The sequence below is a fragment of the Propionivibrio sp. genome (genome assembly GCF_047602565.1).
GTDB lineage: Bacteria > Pseudomonadota > Gammaproteobacteria > Burkholderiales > Rhodocyclaceae > Propionivibrio.
Window position 1 is genome coordinate 2,344,527 of the sequence record NZ_JASGGX010000001.1, and the last position, 15,619, is coordinate 2,360,145.

Below are 15,619 nucleotides of genomic sequence, written 5' to 3' on the forward strand. Positions count from 1 at the left end.
CCGGAGGATGCCGGCGGCCACCCGCCGGCGTCCGAGGGAGGCCGGGGCGACAAATGCCTAACATGGATTTACCATCCCGCTCTTGCCGTCCGGCGCCGGCCGCCGGACGGGTGTCCGATAATTCGAGGTTTTCGCCGCCAACCATCACCAAGGGACATCGTGCGCATTCAGTTCCACCGGATCACCCCGCTGGCCGCCGTGCTCGTCTTCGCGCTCGGCGGCTGCGCTTCGCTGGACCAGCGGCAGGCCGAGGCCATGGCTGCCGCCACGGTCGCGGTTCCCGGCGCCTGGTCGGCCTCGGCGCCGCTGCTGCGCGGCGCCGCGCCGGCGCCGGCCGTGCTCGCCGCCTGGTGGCGCCAGTTCGGCGACGCCCGGCTTGAACAATTGATCGACGCCGCGCTGGCGGCCGCGCCCGACGTGCGCAGCGCCCAGGCCAAGCTGCGCCAGGCCCGCGCCGCGCGCGACCTGGCCGTGGCCAACCTCTACCCGAGCGTCGGCGTCTCCGTCGGCGCCACCCGCTCGCGCTCTGGCAGCGAGGCCGGCGGCAGCGGGAAATCGCAGACGCTTTACGCCGCCGGCTTCGACGCCAGCTGGGAGCCGTCGATCTTCGGCGGCCTGCGCGACGCCGCCGACGCGGCGCTCGCCGACGCGGCCGCGGCGCAGGCCGGCCTGGAATCGACGCGCGCCTCGCTGGCCGCCGAAGTGGCGCTCGAATACGTGACCCTGCGCGCCAGCCAGCAGCGCCTCGCCATCGTGCGCGCCAACGTGGACAGCCAGGCCGAGACCCTGCAGATCACCGAATGGCGGGAAATGGCCGGGCTCGTCACCCGCCTCGACGTCGAGCAGGCGCGCACCAACCTCGAACAGAGCCGCGCCTCGATTCCCGGCCTGGAAACCACGCGCGCCGAGGCCGAGCACCGCCTCGCCATCCTCGTCGGACAGGCGCCGGGCAGCCTGCGCGAGACGCTGCGCGAAACCCGGCCGCTGCCGGCGGCGCCGGACGGGATCGCGGTCGGCATTCCGGCCGACACGCTGCGCCAGCGGCCGGACGTGCGCGCCGCCGAACTCACGCTGCGCGCCGAGATCGCCCGCACCGCGCAAACCGAGGCCGACCGCTATCCGAGCCTGACGCTCTCCGGCTCGTTCGGCTGGAAGGCTTTCGCCCTGTCCGCGCTCGACGGCGGCAACAGCGTCGTGCGCTCGCTGGCCGCCAGCCTCGCCGGCCCGCTGTTCGACGCCGGCCGGGTGGAAAGCCGCGTCGCCGCCCAGACCGCCGTGCAGGACCAGGCCTTCGTGGCCTGGGAAAAGAGCCTGCTCACCGCGCTGGAGGACGTGGAAAACGCGATGGCCGCCTACGCCAACGGCCGCGACCGGGTCGACGCCCGCAGCCGCGCCGCGAGCGCCGCCGCCAATGCGGCCGAACTGGCGCGCGCGCAATATCAGGCGGGCCTCGTCAACTTCCAGAGCGTACTGGAGACCGAGCGCACGCTGCTCACCGCGCAGGACAACCTGGCCAGCGCCGAGGCCGACGTACTCACCGCCGTCATCCAGCTGTACAAGGCGCTGGGCGGCGGCTGGAACAACGCAGAAACCGCCGCATCGACGGAGCCTTCCCGATCATGACCGCCAGCGAACGACCCAACGACACCGCCACCCCGGATTTTCTCAAGACCGGCGCCGCCTCCCCCGGCAAGCGCCGGCGCTGGACGCTCATCGCGCTGGCCGGCGCCGGCCTCGTCGTGCTGCTCGCCCTGTTCGCCGGCAACGGCGACGACGCGGCCGGGCGCTACCTCACCGAGGACGCGGTCACCGGCAACCTGGTGGTCAGCATCTCGGCCAGCGGCACGCTGCAGCCGACGCGCTCGGTCGACGTCGGCAGCGAACTCTCGGGCACGCTGGAAGCCGTGCTGGCCGAGGAGAACGATCAGGTCACCAAGGGCCAGGTGATCGCCCGCCTGGACATGGCCAAGCTGCGCGACGCGGTGGCCAAGTCCAAGGCCGCGCTGGCCGCCGCCGAGGCCGACGTGGCGCAGAACGAGGCCACGCTCGGCGAGGCGCGCGCCAACCTGGAACGCCTGCGCCGCGTCGCCGAACTGTCCGGCGGCAAGGTGCCTTCGAAGAGCGAGCTGGAGACGGGGGAAGCCTCGTACCAGCGCGCCGTGGCCAATCTCGCCAGCGCCCGCGCCTCGGTCTCGCAGGCCAAGGCCACGCTGCAGACCGACGAAACCAACATCCAGAAGGCCGCGATCCGCTCGCCGATCAACGGCGTGGTGCTGACGCGCAAGGTCGAGCCCGGCCAGACGGTGGCCGCGCAGATGACCACGCCGGTGCTGTACACCATCGCCGAGGACCTGACCCAGATGGAACTCCAGGTCAAGGTCGACGAGGCCGACGTCAGTTCGGTCAAGCTCGGGCAGACCGCCAGTTTCACCGTCTCGGCCTGGCCGGGGCGCAATTTCCCGGCGACCATCCGGCGCGTCGGCGTCGGCTCGACGACCACCGACAACGTCGTCACCTACAAGACCGTGCTCGCGGTGACCAACGACGATCTGGCGCTGCGGCCCGGCATGACCGCCACCGCGCGCATCATCACCGCCAACCGCGAAAACGCGCTGCTGGTGCCGAACGCGGCGCTGCGCTTCTCGCCGCCGACCGCCGCCTCGGGGACGGCGGCCAAACCGTCGGGCAGCGTCCTCTCGCGCCTGCTGCCGCGGCCACCGCAGCCGCGCCGCCAGCAGCAGGTCCAGACCGCGCCGGCGCCGGGCGCGAGCAAGCAGGTGTGGGTGCTGCGCGACGGCCAGCCCGCCGCCGTCAGCGTGCAGACCGGCGTCAGCAACGGCCGCCAGACCGAGATCACCGGCGGCGAGCTGCAGGCGGGGATGGCGGTCATCGTCGATTATCAGGAAAAGGCCAAGTGAGCGCCCGCCATGGCTGAGGCCCTGATTTCCCTGCGCGGCATCACCAAGACCTACGGCCAGGGCGTGGCCGCCTTCCAGGCGCTCAAGGGCGTCGATCTGGACATCCCGCCCGGCCAGTTCGTGGCGATCATGGGGCCGAGCGGCTCGGGCAAGTCGACGGCGCTCAACATCCTCGGCTGCCTGGACGGACCGACCGACGGCGTCTACCGCTTCCGCGACATCGCCGTCGAGGCGCTGTCGCGCAACCAGCGCGCCCTGCTGCGCCGGCACTACCTCGGCTTCGTCTTCCAGGGCTTCAACCTGCTCTCGCGCACCTCGGCACAGGAGAACGTCGAGCTGCCGCTGCTCTACCGCGGCACCGAAACGGCCACGCGGCACGCCGCGGCGCGCGAGGCGCTGGCGCAGGTCGGTCTGAACGGCTGGGAACATCACACGCCGGCCGAACTCTCCGGCGGCCAGCAGCAGCGCGTGGCCATCGCCCGCGCCATCGTCACCCGCCCGCTGGTGCTGCTCGCCGACGAGCCGACCGGCAACCTCGACAGCCAGCGCGGGCACGAGATCATGGACCTGCTGGTGGCGCTCAACCGCGAACAGGGCATCACCGTGATCATGGTCACGCACGAGCCGGAGATGGCCCACTACGCCGACCGTACCGTGAAGTTCGTCGACGGGCTGGTGGCCAGCGACGAGGGGAAGGAACGCACATGACCCAGATGCTGCTCAACGCCCTGCTGCTCGCCCTGCGCGCGATCCGGCGCAACCTGATGCGCTCGTTCCTGACCGTGCTCGGCGTGGTCATCGGCGTCGCCGCGGTGATCACCATGGTCACCCTCGGCAACGGCGCGACGCGCATGGTCTCCGACCAGATTTCCGGCCTCGGCAGCAACCTGCTGATCCTGCGCCCCGGCCAGCAGCTCGGCCCGGGCCGCGACAGCGCCGGCGCGCCGAACTTCAAACTGGCCGACGTCGAGGCGCTGCAGACCCAGATCCCCGCGCTCAAGGCCGTCGCGCCGCTGGTCGGCAGCAAGGTCACGCTGGTGGCCGGCAACCAGAACTGGCAGTCGCAGGTCAGCGGCACCAGCAACGACTACTTCACCGCCGGCAACTGGCAGATCGCCGCCGGCCGGCAGTTCCAGGACGACGAGGAGGCCGCCGGCAAGGCGGTGTGCATCATCGGCGACACGGTCAGGAAGCAGCTGTTTCCGCGCGGCTCGCCGCTCGGCGACGAACTGCGCGTGAAGAACTTCACCTGCGAGATCGTCGGCGTGCTGCAGGCCAAGGGCCAGGGCGCAATGGGCCAGGATCAGGACGACACGGTGCTGATGCCGATCCGCACCGCGCAGCGCCGCCTGACCGGCAACGTCACCGACGTGTTGACGCTGATGCTGTCGATGCGCGACGGCGTCACCGCCGACCCGGTCATGGAACAGATCCGCAAGCTGATGCGCGAGCGGCGCAAGCTTTCGGAGAACGCCGACGACGACTTCCACGTGATGGACACCAAGCAGATCGCCGAAACGCTCTCCGGCACCATCCGCACGCTGACCGGCCTGCTCGGCGCGGTGGCGGCGGTCAGCCTGCTGGTCGGCGGCATCGGCATCATGAACATCATGCTCGTCTCGGTCACCGAGCGCACCCGCGAGATCGGCATCCGGCTGGCGATCGGCGCGCTGGAGCACGAAGTGCTGCTGCAGTTCCTGATCGAGGCGGTGGTGCTCTCGGCGCTCGGCGGCCTGGTCGGCATCGCGCTGGCGCTGATCGTCTGCCTCGGCCTCACCGCGCTGATGCACATGCCCTTCCTGTTCAACCCCGGCATCAACCTGCTGGCCTTCTTCTTCTCCGGCGCCATCGGCATCGTCTTCGGCTACATGCCGGCGCGGCGCGCGGCCAGCCTCGACCCGATCGTCGCGCTGCGCTTCGAGTAAAGCCCGGCCGGCCATGTGAGCAGGCCGGTTTTCCTGTTTTCCTCTCCCGGATGGCTCGTCTGCGTCATCCGTTCTTTGGAGCGACGACGCCCGCCATTCACTCGGCGGCGAAGAGCGGCGGCGATGCGGTCCGATCATCAAGCCAATCGCCCGAGAAAACATACTATCGGCATAACAGGCGCGTCCCGAAAAACCAACAATAGAGGAAAAACAGCAGCCGAATGTAGGCCGATACTGATGTCGGAGGGCGCCGCCGGCTATACAATGTGGAAATCCGGTATTGCCTTGCGACCCGCCTTGCCCCCAGCGACCATGAAACGCCCGTTTCGATCCTCCGGCGCTTTCTGCCCGCCGTCCGCCAAGCCGATCAGCCGCGAATCGATCGCCGGTGCGCACAACAATAAAAAAAGCCTGCCATCCACCTCAGGAGATTTGCAAAAATGAGTCAGAGCTTCACCCAGACCTTCCTTGTCGTCCCGGCCCGGCAAGACGTCGGTCTCACTTCCGTCACGCTGGGGATCGTGCGTGCCCTCCAGCGCAACGGCGTCGACGTGCGTTTCGCCAAGCCGGTCGCCCAGGAGATCGGCGACACCTCGGTGCATTTCGCACGCGAAATCTTCCCCGCCCCCGTGCCCGAGGCCGTTCCGCTGCAGGACGTGGCGGAACAGATCGCGGCCAACCAGACCAACGAGTTGATGGAGGAGATCGTCACGCTGTGCATGAACGCCGGCGACGGCGCCAGCGTGCTGGTCGTCGAGGGCTTGCACACCGACCCGGCCTATCCGTTCACCTCGCAGCTCAACATCGACATGGCGCGCAGCCTCAAGGCCGAGGTGGTGGTCGTCGCCGACGCCCGCGCGCCGAGCGCGGCGGCCGATCTGCGCCTGACCATCAGCCAGTACGTCAACGAAGGCTGCCGCGTCGCCGGCGCGATCATCAACATGGCGCCCGAGGACTACGCGCCCGAGGAGATCAAGCGCCGCCTCGGTAAGGTCCCGCTGTGGGGCGTCGTGCATGAGACGCCGCTGCTGCAGGCGCCGCGCGTGGTGGACGTGGCCCGCCACCTGGACGCGGAAATCATCGTCGCCGGCGAGATGGCCACCCGGCGCGTCCTCGACCCCATTCTCACCGCGCGTTCCGCCGCCGCGATCATTCCGCGCCTGCGTCCGGGCACGCTGGTCATCGCCACCGGCGACCGCGACGACATCGTGATGGTGGTGGCGCTGGCCGCCAGCCGGGGCATCCCGCTCGCCGGCCTGCTGCTCACCCACAACAGCTCGATCGCGCCGGAACTGATGGACCTGGCCGGGCCGGCGCTGAGCAACGGCCTGCCGATCCTGCGCACCAAGGGCGACAGCTTCGTCACCGCCCGGGCGATCAACAAGATCCCGACCGACGTGCCGAGCGACGACACCGAGCGCATGAACGCCGTGCTCGACACCGTCGCCGAGCACCTCGACATCAACGCGATCACCGGCTCCTTCCACATGCCGGAATCGATCAAGCTGTCGCCGCCGGCCTTCCGCTACCAGCTCATCCAGAAGGCGCGCGCCGCGCACAAGCGCATCGTGCTGCCGGAGGGTGACGAGCCGCGCACGGTGCGCGCCGCGGCGATCTGCGCCGAGAAGGACATCGCCCACTGCGTGCTGCTCGGCAAGCGCGACGCCATCGAGGCCGTCGCCGCCGCGCAGGGCGTGACGCTGCCGGAGAAGAACCTGGAAATCGTCGACCCGGACAGCGTGCGCGAAAAATACATCCCGCCGATGGTCGAGCTGCGCAAGTCCAAGGGGCTGACGCAGCAGATGGCCGCCGCCCAGCTCGAGGACACCGTGGTGCTCGGCACCATGATGCTGGCGGTCAACGAGGTTGACGGCCTGGTCTCCGGCGCGGTGCACACCACGGCCAACACCGTGCGGCCGGCGCTGCAGCTGATCAAGACGGCGCCGGGCTCGTCGATCGTCTCGTCGGTCTTCTTCATGCTCATGCCCGACCAGGTGCTGGCCTACGCCGACTGCGCGATCAACCCCAACCCGACGGCCGAGGAGCTGGCGCAGATCGCCAAGCAGACCTCCGACAGCGCGACCGCCTTCGGCATCGCGCCCAAGGTGGCGATGATCAGCTACAGCACCGGCAGCTCGGGCTCGGGCGAGGACGTCGAGAAGGTGCGCCAGGCCACCGAGATCGCCCATACGCAGTTCCCGGAGCTGGTGCTCGACGGCCCGATGCAGTACGACGCCGCGTCGGTGTACGACGTCGGCCGGCAGAAGGCGCCGAACAGCCCGGTCGCCGGCCAGGCCACGGTGTTCATCTTCCCCGACCTGAACACCGGCAACACCACCTACAAGGCCGTCCAGCGCAGCGCCAACGTGCTGTCCGTCGGCCCGATGCTGCAGGGGCTGCGCAAGCCGGTGAACGACCTCTCGCGCGGCGCGCTGGTCGACGACATCGTGTTCACCATCGCGCTCACCGCCATCCAGGCCGCGTCCACGCCGCAGGGCTGAGCCAGGGAAAGCCGCCCCATTGGGCGGCCCGAAAGTCGCCGAACCCCGTCTTTTCCGGAAGACGGGGTTCTTCTTTTGGCGACGCCGGTTTTGATCGCGCCCCGGCCGGGCGGCGAGAGGCCGATCAGGCCAGGCGAGGCCGCCTCGGCGCGTGCCGCGGGGGCTTGTGCTGCTTGCCGGCCTCGTGCCGCGGCGTTTCCTTCCTGAGCAGGCCGACGATCGCCACGACGAAGGGCAGCGCGAGCAGGAAGGCGAATTCGGCGGGCAGCGTGGCGAACCAGTCGATGAGCTGTTCGAAGCGGGTCATGGCCGGCCTCCTTTCACAGGACGTAGAACACCAGGATCACCACCAGGGTCGGCGGCAGCGCGGCGAGCAGCAGGCCCGGCGCGCGGATCGTCTGGCCGGGGAAATGCCCCTTGAGGATGGCGAAGCCGGCCGGATTCGGCGCATTGGCGATGACTGTCAGGCCGCCCCCCGACACCGCGCCGGCGACCAGCGCGTACTTGAAGTCGTCGGGCAGGCCTTCGACCAGCGAGCCCAGGTAGGTCAGGGCCGCGTTGTCGGTCACCGCGGTCAGCGCGGTGGCGCCGAAATAGAGGCTGCTGGCGTCCATGTTCAGCAGGAGCTCCTGCAGCCACCATTGCTGCTGTCCGCCGAGGACCACCAGCCCGGCCAGGAAGAAGGACACCAGCAGCCCTTCCCGCAGGATGAGCCGGTCCTGGTAGCGCTTGTACGCCGAGGCGAAGCCGAGGAAGAACAGCAGCAGCCCCATGAAGATCGGCGGATGGTGCGCGAACACGATGACGCCCGTCAGGAACAGCAGGTGCATGGCGGTGACGAAGCGCGGCATGTCGCTTTCGGCGCGGCGGGCCGGGGATTCGATGCGCAGCTCGCGCAGTTCCCGGCGGAAGAAGTAGGTGACGGCCAGCGCGTTGACGCCGACCGCCAGCGCGGCCTTCCAGCCGAAGGTGGTGATCATGAAGGCGATGTCCCAGCCCCACTTGCCGGCCACCATCAGCACCGGCGGCGCGGCGAACGGCGTCAGCACGCCGCCGATGGAGACGTTCACGAACAGCGCGCCGATCGTCGCGTACTTGAGCCGGGTCGAGATGCCGCGCGAGAAGAACATGTCGCGCAGCATGAACGCGGCCAGCGTCATGGCCGCCGGCTCGGTGATGAACGAGCCGAGCAGCGGCACGAAGGACAGCGAGACGAAATAGAACGCGACGCTCGACTGCAGCGGCAGCAGGGTCGCCAGGAAGCGCACGATGTCCCGGGAAAAATGCAGGATGGGCTTGCTCGCCGCCACCACCATGATCGCGAAGACGAACATCGGCTCGGTGAAATTGCGGCTGTCCAGATAGTCGATGGTGTCCATCCGGCCGAGCAGGCCGGCCATCGCGATGACCAGCAGCATCGCCCAGACGCCGAACACCACCTCGACCTCGCCGAGCAGGTGGAACACCCCCGCATGCTCGACGTGCCGGTGCGCCATCCGGGCAAAGTAGACGGTCGAAAAAGTGTGCAGGATGGCCAGGAAGAACAGTGCGGCCGCAACCCATTGGAGAATCGTCTGGGCCATTATGAATGCGCCTCTCGGTGGTAGGAATGCCGGCGTGAACGATGGAGTCTGAGGCCGCGCCGGGTGCGGCGGATCAGGAAGGGGCCGACGAACAGCGCCAGCAGGGGAACCGCCACGCAGAAGCAGGCCAGCAGTTCGAGCAGATAGCCGGCCGGTGTGGCCGCCGCGGCGAAGCGCGTCAAGGCCGTGGTGGCGATCAGGCCGAACGCCATCCCGGCCAGCTCGATGCCGTCGAAATCGCCCAGGTTCGCCCGTCGCAGCGCCTCCTTGCGCTCCGCTTCCGGGAACCGGCCAAGCTCGGGATAAATCACCAGCCAGAGGCGTTTCATCGCCCTCTCCTCCTTTCCAGGGAGGATAGCGAAGCGTGAAAACGCGGAAAATTGGGCGATTCGCCTACGCCAAAACGCTTACGTCTGCGTGTCGGCAGGTCTCCGGCAGGCCGCGATCAGTTCGGCCAGCGTCGTCGCTCCCATCTTGCGCATGACGTGGCCGCGGTGCACCTGCGCCGTGCGGTGGCTGATCCCCAGCCGGGCGGCGATCTCGTGATTGGAGAGCCCGTCGATGATCAGCCCGCAGATCTCGCGCTCGCGCCCGGTCAGGGAATCGATCAGGCCATGCTGTTGGCGCCGCAGCATGGCCGCCCGCAGGCGGCGGCGCTCGGCGTCGAACGACTGCCCGATCGCGGCGATCAGGTCGGCTTCCGCGAAGGGCTTGGCCAGGAAATCGACGGCCGCCTGCCGGAACGCCTGGCGGACGGACGCCACGTCGCCGTGCGCCGACATGACGATGACCGGCAGCGCGATTTCCAGCTCGGCGAGGCGCTCCAGCAGTTCGAGCCCGGACATCCCGGGCATGCGGATGTCGGTCAGCAGGCAGCCCGCCCAGCGGCCCGACTCGCCGGCCGCGACGGCGAGGAAGGAATCGGCGCTGGCGAAGACGCGCGTGCGGTAGCCGCGCAAGCCGAGCAGCAGGGCCAGCGAGTCGCGCACCGAAGCGTCGTCGTCGACGATGAATACGGTCAGCAGGTCGTCCAGCCGTTCCGTCAGCTCACTCATGGCGCGCTCCGTCCGCGGGCAGGGTGAAATGGAAGCGTCCGCCGGCGCCGGCTTCGACGCCCAGCTCGCCGCCGTGCGACTCGATGATGGTGCGGCTCAGCGACAGGCCGATGCCCATGCCGGACGGCTTGTCCGAGGAGAACGGCTCGAAGATCCTGTCCTGGCGCCCAGCCGCCACGCCGGGGCCGGAGTCGGCGACTTCGATCCGCAGCCAGCCGTCCTCTTCGCCGAGGCTCACCTCGATGCGTTTTTCCGCCGCGCCGTGCACGGCCTCCAGCGCGTTTTGCAGCAGGTTGCGCAGGACCAGCGCGACCTGCACCTCGTCGACGCGGGCGAACACCGGTTCCGGCGGCATGCTGGCCGTGACCGACACCTCCGGATGCCTGTCGCGGAACGCCGCCACGGTTTCCGTCAGCAGGCGGCCGAGGTCGCATTCGGTGCGCTCCAGGCGCCCGCCCTTGAAGAGTTCGCGCAGGCGCCGGATGACGTCCCCCGCGCGCAGGGCTTCGGCGGACATCTGCGCCAGCACGCGCGGCAGCGGATCGTCCGGCCGCCGCTCCGCCTGCCCGGCGATCGTCAGGCAGGCCTGCGCGTAGTTGTTCAGCGCGGTCAGCGGCTGGTTGAGCTCGTGCGCGATGGCCGCCGCCATCTCGCCGGCGGCGGCGAGCTTGAGCGTGCGCCGCAGGCTTTCCGAGATTTCCTGCCGCTCGTCGACGGCCACCGCGATGAAGAAGCCGACGATGGCCAACGCCAGCAGCAGCATCTGCAGCTCCAGCACCGACAGCGAGCTCGCCCCCGAACGGATGACCCCGAGAATGACGCCCACCTGCACCACCGCCATGACCGGCGCCGTGCCGGCCAGCCCGTGCCGCACCGAGATCCAGATCAGCGGCAGGAAGAGCAGGTAGAAGAACTCCAGGCGCAAGGATTCCGGCAGCGAGAACACCAGCAGCAGGGTGGCCACCAGCGCCGCGCACTGCACCATGAACTCGCGCCGCCGCAGCAGGGCGGCGATCTGCGCGCGGCGGAGCTCGTCGGAGAGCATCAGCACCAGCGGCAGCGTGACGACCATGCCGACGGTATCGCCGATCCAGAAGCGCAGCCACGCCGACAGCGCCCCGTCAACCGGCCCGCGCGTGACCGTCACGGCCAGGACGAGGGCCAGCCCGATGCCCAGGCTGCCGAGGGTGACGACGGCGAGCAGGCGCACCACGTCGCCGCGGTGGCGCAGCGACGGCGCGATCGGCCGGCGGCCGCGCAGCGCGGCGGCCATCGCCGAATAGCCGAGAGCCATGACCGCGGCGACGAGCAGCGATGAGGGCAGCGTCGTGACGGCGAAGCGGAACAGCAGCTCCGCCGCCAGGATCGCCAGGTAAACCACCCAGATCGTCCTCTGCCCGCACAGCATGAGCAGCGCGACGGCGAGGCTCGGCTGCGGATTCCAGGGGGTGACGTTGAATCCCGGCAGGGGGAAGACGTAGCTCGCCTGATCGAGCGCCAGATAGCCCGCGACGAACAGCGCGTAGAGGATCAACCGCTTTTTCGTCGTCCGTTCGGCCATGCCGCGAGAATCTCCCGGTTCCCTTGTCGGCGGAGATGGTAAACCAAGGGCCGGGCCGCCGGTTACAAAAACGCTACGGGATTCGGGGAAGGGCCGGGAGGGGGTTGCTATAATTTTGCTTTCGCCACCTCACTGGAATCGTCTCCCCCATGCTCACGTTTCGTTCGTCGCTTCGCCGCTTTTTCCTGATCGTGCTGCTTTTCCCGCTGCTGGCCGCCGCCCAGCAGCTGCCGACGCCGCCGGCGCTGGCCGCCAAGTCCTGGCTGCTGGTGGAATCGGCGTCCGGACAGGAACTGGCCGCGCAGGCCGCCGACGAGCGCATCGAACCGGCCTCGCTGACCAAGCTGATGACCGCCTACCTGACCTTCGCCGCGATCAGGCAGGGCACGATCAAGCTGGACCAGGCCGTGCCGGTGTCGGAAAAGGCCTGGCGCGCGCAGGGTTCGCGCATGTTCATCAAGGTCAACACCCAGGTGCCGGTGGAGGACCTGATCAAGGGCATGATCGTGCAGTCCGGCAACGACGCCTGCGTGGCGCTGGCCGAGGCGATCGCCGGCGGCGAGGACAACTTCGCCCAGATGATGAACCGCGAGGCCCAGCGCCTGGGCATGAAGAACACCAGCTTCCGCAACGCCGCCGGCATGCCCGACCCGCAGCACTACACCACGGCGCGCGACCTCGCCATCCTGGCCGGCGCGCTGATCCGCGATTTCCCGAACGAATACGCCAAGTACTATTCGATGAAGGAATTCCGCTACAACAACATCACCCAGCCCAACCGCAACCGCCTGCTCTGGCTCGACCCGACCGTGGACGGCGTCAAGACCGGCCATACCGACGCGGCCGGCTACTGCCTGATCTCTTCCTCCAAGCGCGGCGACCGCCGCCTCGTCTCCGTGGTGCTCGGCACCGCCTCGGACGCCGTGCGCACGCAGGAATCGCTCAAGCTGCTCAACTACGGCTTCCAGTTCTACGAGGCCGTACGCCTGTACGCCAAGGACCAGCCGGTGTCGAACCTGAAGGTGTGGAAGGGCGCCGCGTCAACGGTCAAGGCCGGCTTCCAGCGCGACTTCGTCATTTCCGTGCCCAAGGGCTTCGCGTCGCGCGTCAAGACCGAACTGCTGTCGCAGCAGCCGCTGATGGCGCCGGTCGCCGCCGGCCAGCCGGTCGGCACGCTCAAGGTCTCGTTCGACGGCAAGCCGTACGGCGACTATCCCGTGGTGGCGATCGAGGCCGTGCCGGTGGCCGGCATCTTCGGGCGCATGATCGACACCGTGCGGCTGTGGTTCAACTAGGCCGGCGAACGCCATGACGGCCTACCTGAACGGGCGCTTCCTGCCGCTGGCCGAGGCACGCATCTCGCCGCTCGACCGGGGCTTTCTCTACGCCGACGGCGTGTATGAGGTGATTCCGGTCTATTCGCGCCACCCGTTCCGCATCGACGAGCACCTGCGCCGTCTGCAGCACTCGCTCGACGGCATCCGGCTGGCCAACCCGCACGCCGACGCGGAGTGGCGGGCGATCATCCTGCGCCTGGCCGCGGACGCCGGTTTCGAGGATCAGGCGATCTACATCCAGATCACGCGCGGCGCCGACGACAAGCGCGACGCCTGCTTCCCGCCCGGCGTGCCGCCGACGGTGTTCGCCTTCACCGCGCCGCTGGTCGGACCGACCGCCGAGCAGCGCGAAACGGGCGTCGCCGCGGTCACCGCGCCGGACATCCGCTGGGGCCGCTGCGACCTGAAGACGGTCGCCCTGCTGCCCAACGTCCTCGCCCGCCAGCTGGCCGCCGACGCCGGCTGCGCCGAGACCATCATGTTCCGCGACGGCTACCTCACCGAGGGCTCGTCGACCAACGTCTTCGCCGTGCGCGACGGCGTCATCCTGGCACCGCCGCAGGACCACCTGATCCTGCCCGGCATCACCTGCAACGTGGTGCTGGAACTGGCGGCCGCGCACGCGGCGCCGCTGGAAATCCGGCCGGTGGCCGAGGCGGAGGTGCGCGACGCCGACGAGCTCTGGCTCACCTCGTCGGGCAAGGAAGTGCTGGGCGTGGTCACGCTCGACGGCCGGCCGGTCGGCCGGGGCGAGCACGCCGGCCAGCCGGGGCCGGTCACGCGCAGGATGCACGCATGGTTCCGCGCCTTCCGCGACGACGTCATGAGGCAAGGCCGTGGCTGAGCGGGAAGACACGCTGCTCGAATTCCCCTGCGCCTTTCCGCTGAAGATCATGGGGCTGTCCGGCGACGCGCTGGCGCAGACCGTGCTCGCCATCATGCAGCGCCACGCCCCCGACTTCGACGGCGCCACCATGGAGATGCGCGCCTCGTCCGGCGGCAAGTACGTCAGCCTCACCTGCACCATCAACGCCACCTCCAAGGCGCAGCTCGACGCTCTCTACCGCGAGCTGAGCGGGCATCCGATGGTCAAGGTCGTGCTCTAGCGCGCCATGGCGGCCGCGCCCGTCCTCGTCCGTCCGCTGGGCCGGACCGACTACGTGCCGGCCTGGCGGGCGATGATCGACTTCACCGCTGCGCGCACCGCCGCGACGGCGGACGAATTGTGGGTCTGCGAGCATCCCCCGGTATACACCCTCGGCCAGGCCGGCAAGCCCGAACACCTGCTCGCCGACAACGGCATCCCGCTGGTGCAGATCGACCGCGGCGGGCAGATCACCTACCACGGCCCCGGCCAGGTCGTCGTCTATCCGCTGCTCGACCTCAACCGGCGCGGCCTCGGCGTGCGCGCACTGGTCGGCCGGCTGGAGCAGGCGGTGATCGACCTGCTGGCCGAACATGGCGCCGTTGCGCGGCGCCTCGACGGCGCGCCCGGCGTTTACGTGGACCGCGCCGGCGACGACGCCTTCCCGGCCAAGATCGCCGCGCTCGGCCTGCGCATCCGGCGCGGCTGCAGCTACCATGGCCTCGCGCTCAACGTGGACATGGAACTCGCGCCGTTTTCGGCAATCAACCCCTGCGGCTACGCCGGCATGCCCGTCACGCAGACCCGCGACCTGGGCATCGGCCTGACGCCGGCGCAGGCCGGCGAGGCGCTCGCCCGGCACCTGATCCGCTTACTCGAAAAACCACTGGAATCTCCATGACCGAACCCACTCCCGGACCCGCTTCCAAGATCGCGGGCGTCAAGCAGAAGGGCGAACTGAAGACGGCGCGCATCCCGATCAAGATCGTCCCGGTGGCCGAGCCGCTGCGCAAGCCGGCCTGGATTCGCGTCAAGGCCGGCAACGAGATCGGGCGCTTCGGCGAGATCAAGCGCATGCTGCGCGAGCAGAAGCTGCACACCGTCTGCGAGGAGGCCGCCTGCCCGAACATCGGCGAGTGCTTCGGGCGCGGCACGGCCACCTTCATGATCCTCGGCGACATCTGCACGCGCCGCTGCCCGTTCTGCGACGTCGGCCACGGCAAGCCGCTGCCGCCCGATCCGGACGAGCCGGCGCACCTGGCCGGCAGCGTGGCGCACCTGAAGCTGCGCTACGTGGTGATCACCAGCGTCGACCGCGACGACCTGCGCGACGGCGGCGCCGGGCATTTCGCCGAGGTCATCGCCGCGGTGCGCGGCGCCTCGCCGGCCACCGTCATCGAAACGCTGGTGCCGGATTTCCGCGGGCGCATGGACGTGGCCGTCGACGTGCTCGGCCGCGCGCTGCCCGACGTGCTCAACCACAACCTGGAAACCGTCCCGCGCCTGTACAAGCAGGCCCGTCCCGGCGCCGACTACGCGCATTCGCTGGAATTCCTGCGCCGCTTCAAGGAGCGCTACCCGCAGATTCCGACCAAGTCCGGCCTGATGGTCGGCCTCGGCGAGACCGACGAGGAAATCCTGCAGGTGATGCGCGACCTGCGCGCCCACGGCGTCGAGATGCTGACCATCGGCCAGTACCTCGCCCCGTCGTCGCACCACCTGCCGGTCCTGCGCTACGTGCATCCGGACACCTTCAAGATGTTCGAGGAGGAAGCGAAACAGATGGGCTTCTCCGGCGCCGCCTGCGGCCCGATGGTGCGTTCGAGCTACTGGGCGGACCAGCAGGCGCACAGCGCCGGCGTGGCGTAGCGCCT

At 69.5% G+C, this 15,619-nt stretch carries 15 protein-coding genes; 10 read left to right on the plus strand and 5 right to left on the minus strand.

Annotated features, from left to right (window positions below; all coding sequences use genetic code 11):
- Nucleotides 1–159: 159 nt before the first annotated feature.
- The 5 genes from QM701_RS10955 (at nucleotide 160) to pta (ending at nucleotide 7,344) form a co-directional block, all read left to right on the plus strand.
- Complete coding sequence (locus QM701_RS10955) at nucleotides 160–1,623, plus strand: efflux transporter outer membrane subunit (RefSeq protein ID WP_415167093.1); 1,464 nt, start codon at nucleotides 160–162, stop codon at nucleotides 1,621–1,623.
- Nucleotides 1,620–2,918 carry an efflux RND transporter periplasmic adaptor subunit gene (locus QM701_RS10960; RefSeq protein WP_415167094.1) on the plus strand — a complete coding sequence of 433 codons (1,299 nt, stop codon included), beginning with the start codon at nucleotides 1,620–1,622 and terminating at the stop codon, nucleotides 2,916–2,918. Before QM701_RS10955 ends, QM701_RS10960 begins: the two co-directional genes overlap by 4 nt.
- 9 nt (nucleotides 2,919–2,927) lie before the next feature.
- A complete protein-coding gene (locus QM701_RS10965; protein ID WP_415167095.1) occupies nucleotides 2,928–3,626 on the plus strand; it encodes an ABC transporter ATP-binding protein in 699 nt (232 codons plus the stop codon).
- The gene (locus tag QM701_RS10970; RefSeq protein WP_415167096.1) at nucleotides 3,623–4,843 is read left to right on the plus strand and encodes an ABC transporter permease; all 1,221 of its coding nucleotides are present in this window, start codon (nucleotides 3,623–3,625) and stop codon (nucleotides 4,841–4,843) included. The genes QM701_RS10965 and QM701_RS10970 overlap by 4 nt, the downstream gene beginning before the upstream one ends.
- Before the next feature lie 440 nt (nucleotides 4,844–5,283).
- Nucleotides 5,284–7,344 (plus strand): phosphate acetyltransferase, encoded by a 2,061-nt coding sequence (gene pta, locus QM701_RS10975; RefSeq protein ID WP_415167097.1) that lies wholly within the window; start codon nucleotides 5,284–5,286, stop codon nucleotides 7,342–7,344.
- 124 nt (nucleotides 7,345–7,468) lie between these two features.
- On the opposite strand, the gene QM701_RS10980 is transcribed toward pta, so the two are convergent.
- The 5 genes from QM701_RS10980 to QM701_RS11000 form a co-directional block, all read right to left on the minus strand.
- On the minus strand, nucleotides 7,469–7,651 hold the full coding sequence (locus tag QM701_RS10980; protein WP_415167098.1) for a hypothetical protein: 183 nt from the start codon (nucleotides 7,649–7,651) through the stop codon (nucleotides 7,469–7,471).
- 13 nt (nucleotides 7,652–7,664) lie between these two features.
- Nucleotides 7,665–8,927 (minus strand): putative Na+/H+ antiporter, encoded by a 1,263-nt coding sequence (locus QM701_RS10985; protein WP_415167099.1) that lies wholly within the window; start codon nucleotides 8,925–8,927, stop codon nucleotides 7,665–7,667.
- Nucleotides 8,927–9,256 (minus strand): hypothetical protein, encoded by a 330-nt coding sequence (locus tag QM701_RS10990; RefSeq protein ID WP_415167100.1) that lies wholly within the window; start codon nucleotides 9,254–9,256, stop codon nucleotides 8,927–8,929. Before QM701_RS10990 ends, QM701_RS10985 begins: the two co-directional genes overlap by 1 nt.
- Before the next feature lie 78 nt (nucleotides 9,257–9,334).
- Complete coding sequence (locus QM701_RS10995; protein ID WP_415167101.1) at nucleotides 9,335–9,982, minus strand: response regulator transcription factor; 648 nt, start codon at nucleotides 9,980–9,982, stop codon at nucleotides 9,335–9,337.
- Entirely contained in the window at nucleotides 9,975–11,543 is a 1,569-nt protein-coding gene (locus QM701_RS11000) for an ATP-binding protein (RefSeq protein ID WP_415167102.1), read from the minus strand. Before QM701_RS11000 ends, QM701_RS10995 begins: the two co-directional genes overlap by 8 nt.
- 149 nt (nucleotides 11,544–11,692) lie before the next feature.
- On the opposite strand from QM701_RS11000, the gene QM701_RS11005 reads away from it, so the two are divergent.
- From QM701_RS11005 to lipA, 5 genes are read left to right on the plus strand one after another with little or no spacing between them, the layout of a single operon-like run.
- Nucleotides 11,693–12,838, plus strand: a complete 1,146-nt coding sequence (locus QM701_RS11005) for a D-alanyl-D-alanine carboxypeptidase family protein (protein WP_415167103.1) — start codon at nucleotides 11,693–11,695, stop codon at nucleotides 12,836–12,838.
- Between the two features lie 13 nt (nucleotides 12,839–12,851).
- Nucleotides 12,852–13,724 (plus strand): D-amino acid aminotransferase, encoded by an 873-nt coding sequence (locus QM701_RS11010; protein WP_415167104.1) that lies wholly within the window; start codon nucleotides 12,852–12,854, stop codon nucleotides 13,722–13,724.
- On the plus strand, nucleotides 13,717–13,986 hold the full coding sequence (locus QM701_RS11015; RefSeq protein ID WP_415167105.1) for a YbeD family protein: 270 nt from the start codon (nucleotides 13,717–13,719) through the stop codon (nucleotides 13,984–13,986). The genes QM701_RS11010 and QM701_RS11015 overlap by 8 nt, the downstream gene beginning before the upstream one ends.
- A 6-nt stretch (nucleotides 13,987–13,992) precedes the next feature.
- Nucleotides 13,993–14,646, plus strand: coding sequence for a lipoyl(octanoyl) transferase LipB (gene lipB / locus QM701_RS11020; RefSeq protein ID WP_415167106.1), 654 nt, complete (start codon nucleotides 13,993–13,995; stop codon nucleotides 14,644–14,646).
- Nucleotides 14,643–15,614 (plus strand): lipoyl synthase, encoded by a 972-nt coding sequence (gene lipA, locus QM701_RS11025; protein ID WP_415167107.1) that lies wholly within the window; start codon nucleotides 14,643–14,645, stop codon nucleotides 15,612–15,614. Before lipB ends, lipA begins: the two co-directional genes overlap by 4 nt.
- The last annotated feature ends 5 nt before the right edge of the window (nucleotides 15,615–15,619 follow it).

Excerpts from the sequence above, each read along its gene's own strand:
- QM701_RS10965 (WP_415167095.1), top strand. The coding sequence starts at position 2,928 with ATGGCTGAGGCCCTGATTTCCCTGCGCGGCATCACCAAGACCTACGGC.
- pta (WP_415167097.1), top strand. The coding sequence starts at position 5,284 with ATGAGTCAGAGCTTCACCCAGACCTTCCTTGTCGTCCCGGCCCGGCAA.
- QM701_RS11000 (WP_415167102.1), bottom strand. The coding sequence starts at position 11,543 with ATGGCCGAACGGACGACGAAAAAGCGGTTGATCCTCTACGCGCTGTTC.
- QM701_RS10985 (WP_415167099.1), bottom strand. The coding sequence starts at position 8,927 with ATGGCCCAGACGATTCTCCAATGGGTTGCGGCCGCACTGTTCTTCCTG.
- QM701_RS10970 (WP_415167096.1), top strand. The coding sequence starts at position 3,623 with ATGACCCAGATGCTGCTCAACGCCCTGCTGCTCGCCCTGCGCGCGATC.
- QM701_RS11005 (WP_415167103.1), top strand. The coding sequence starts at position 11,693 with ATGCTCACGTTTCGTTCGTCGCTTCGCCGCTTTTTCCTGATCGTGCTG.
- lipA (WP_415167107.1), top strand. The coding sequence starts at position 14,643 with ATGACCGAACCCACTCCCGGACCCGCTTCCAAGATCGCGGGCGTCAAG.
- lipB (WP_415167106.1), top strand. The coding sequence starts at position 13,993 with ATGGCGGCCGCGCCCGTCCTCGTCCGTCCGCTGGGCCGGACCGACTAC.
- QM701_RS10980 (WP_415167098.1), bottom strand. The coding sequence starts at position 7,651 with ATGACCCGCTTCGAACAGCTCATCGACTGGTTCGCCACGCTGCCCGCC.
- QM701_RS11010 (WP_415167104.1), top strand. The coding sequence starts at position 12,852 with ATGACGGCCTACCTGAACGGGCGCTTCCTGCCGCTGGCCGAGGCACGC.
- QM701_RS10990 (WP_415167100.1), bottom strand. The coding sequence starts at position 9,256 with ATGAAACGCCTCTGGCTGGTGATTTATCCCGAGCTTGGCCGGTTCCCG.
- QM701_RS10995 (WP_415167101.1), bottom strand. The coding sequence starts at position 9,982 with ATGAGTGAGCTGACGGAACGGCTGGACGACCTGCTGACCGTATTCATC.
- QM701_RS10960 (WP_415167094.1), top strand. The coding sequence starts at position 1,620 with ATGACCGCCAGCGAACGACCCAACGACACCGCCACCCCGGATTTTCTC.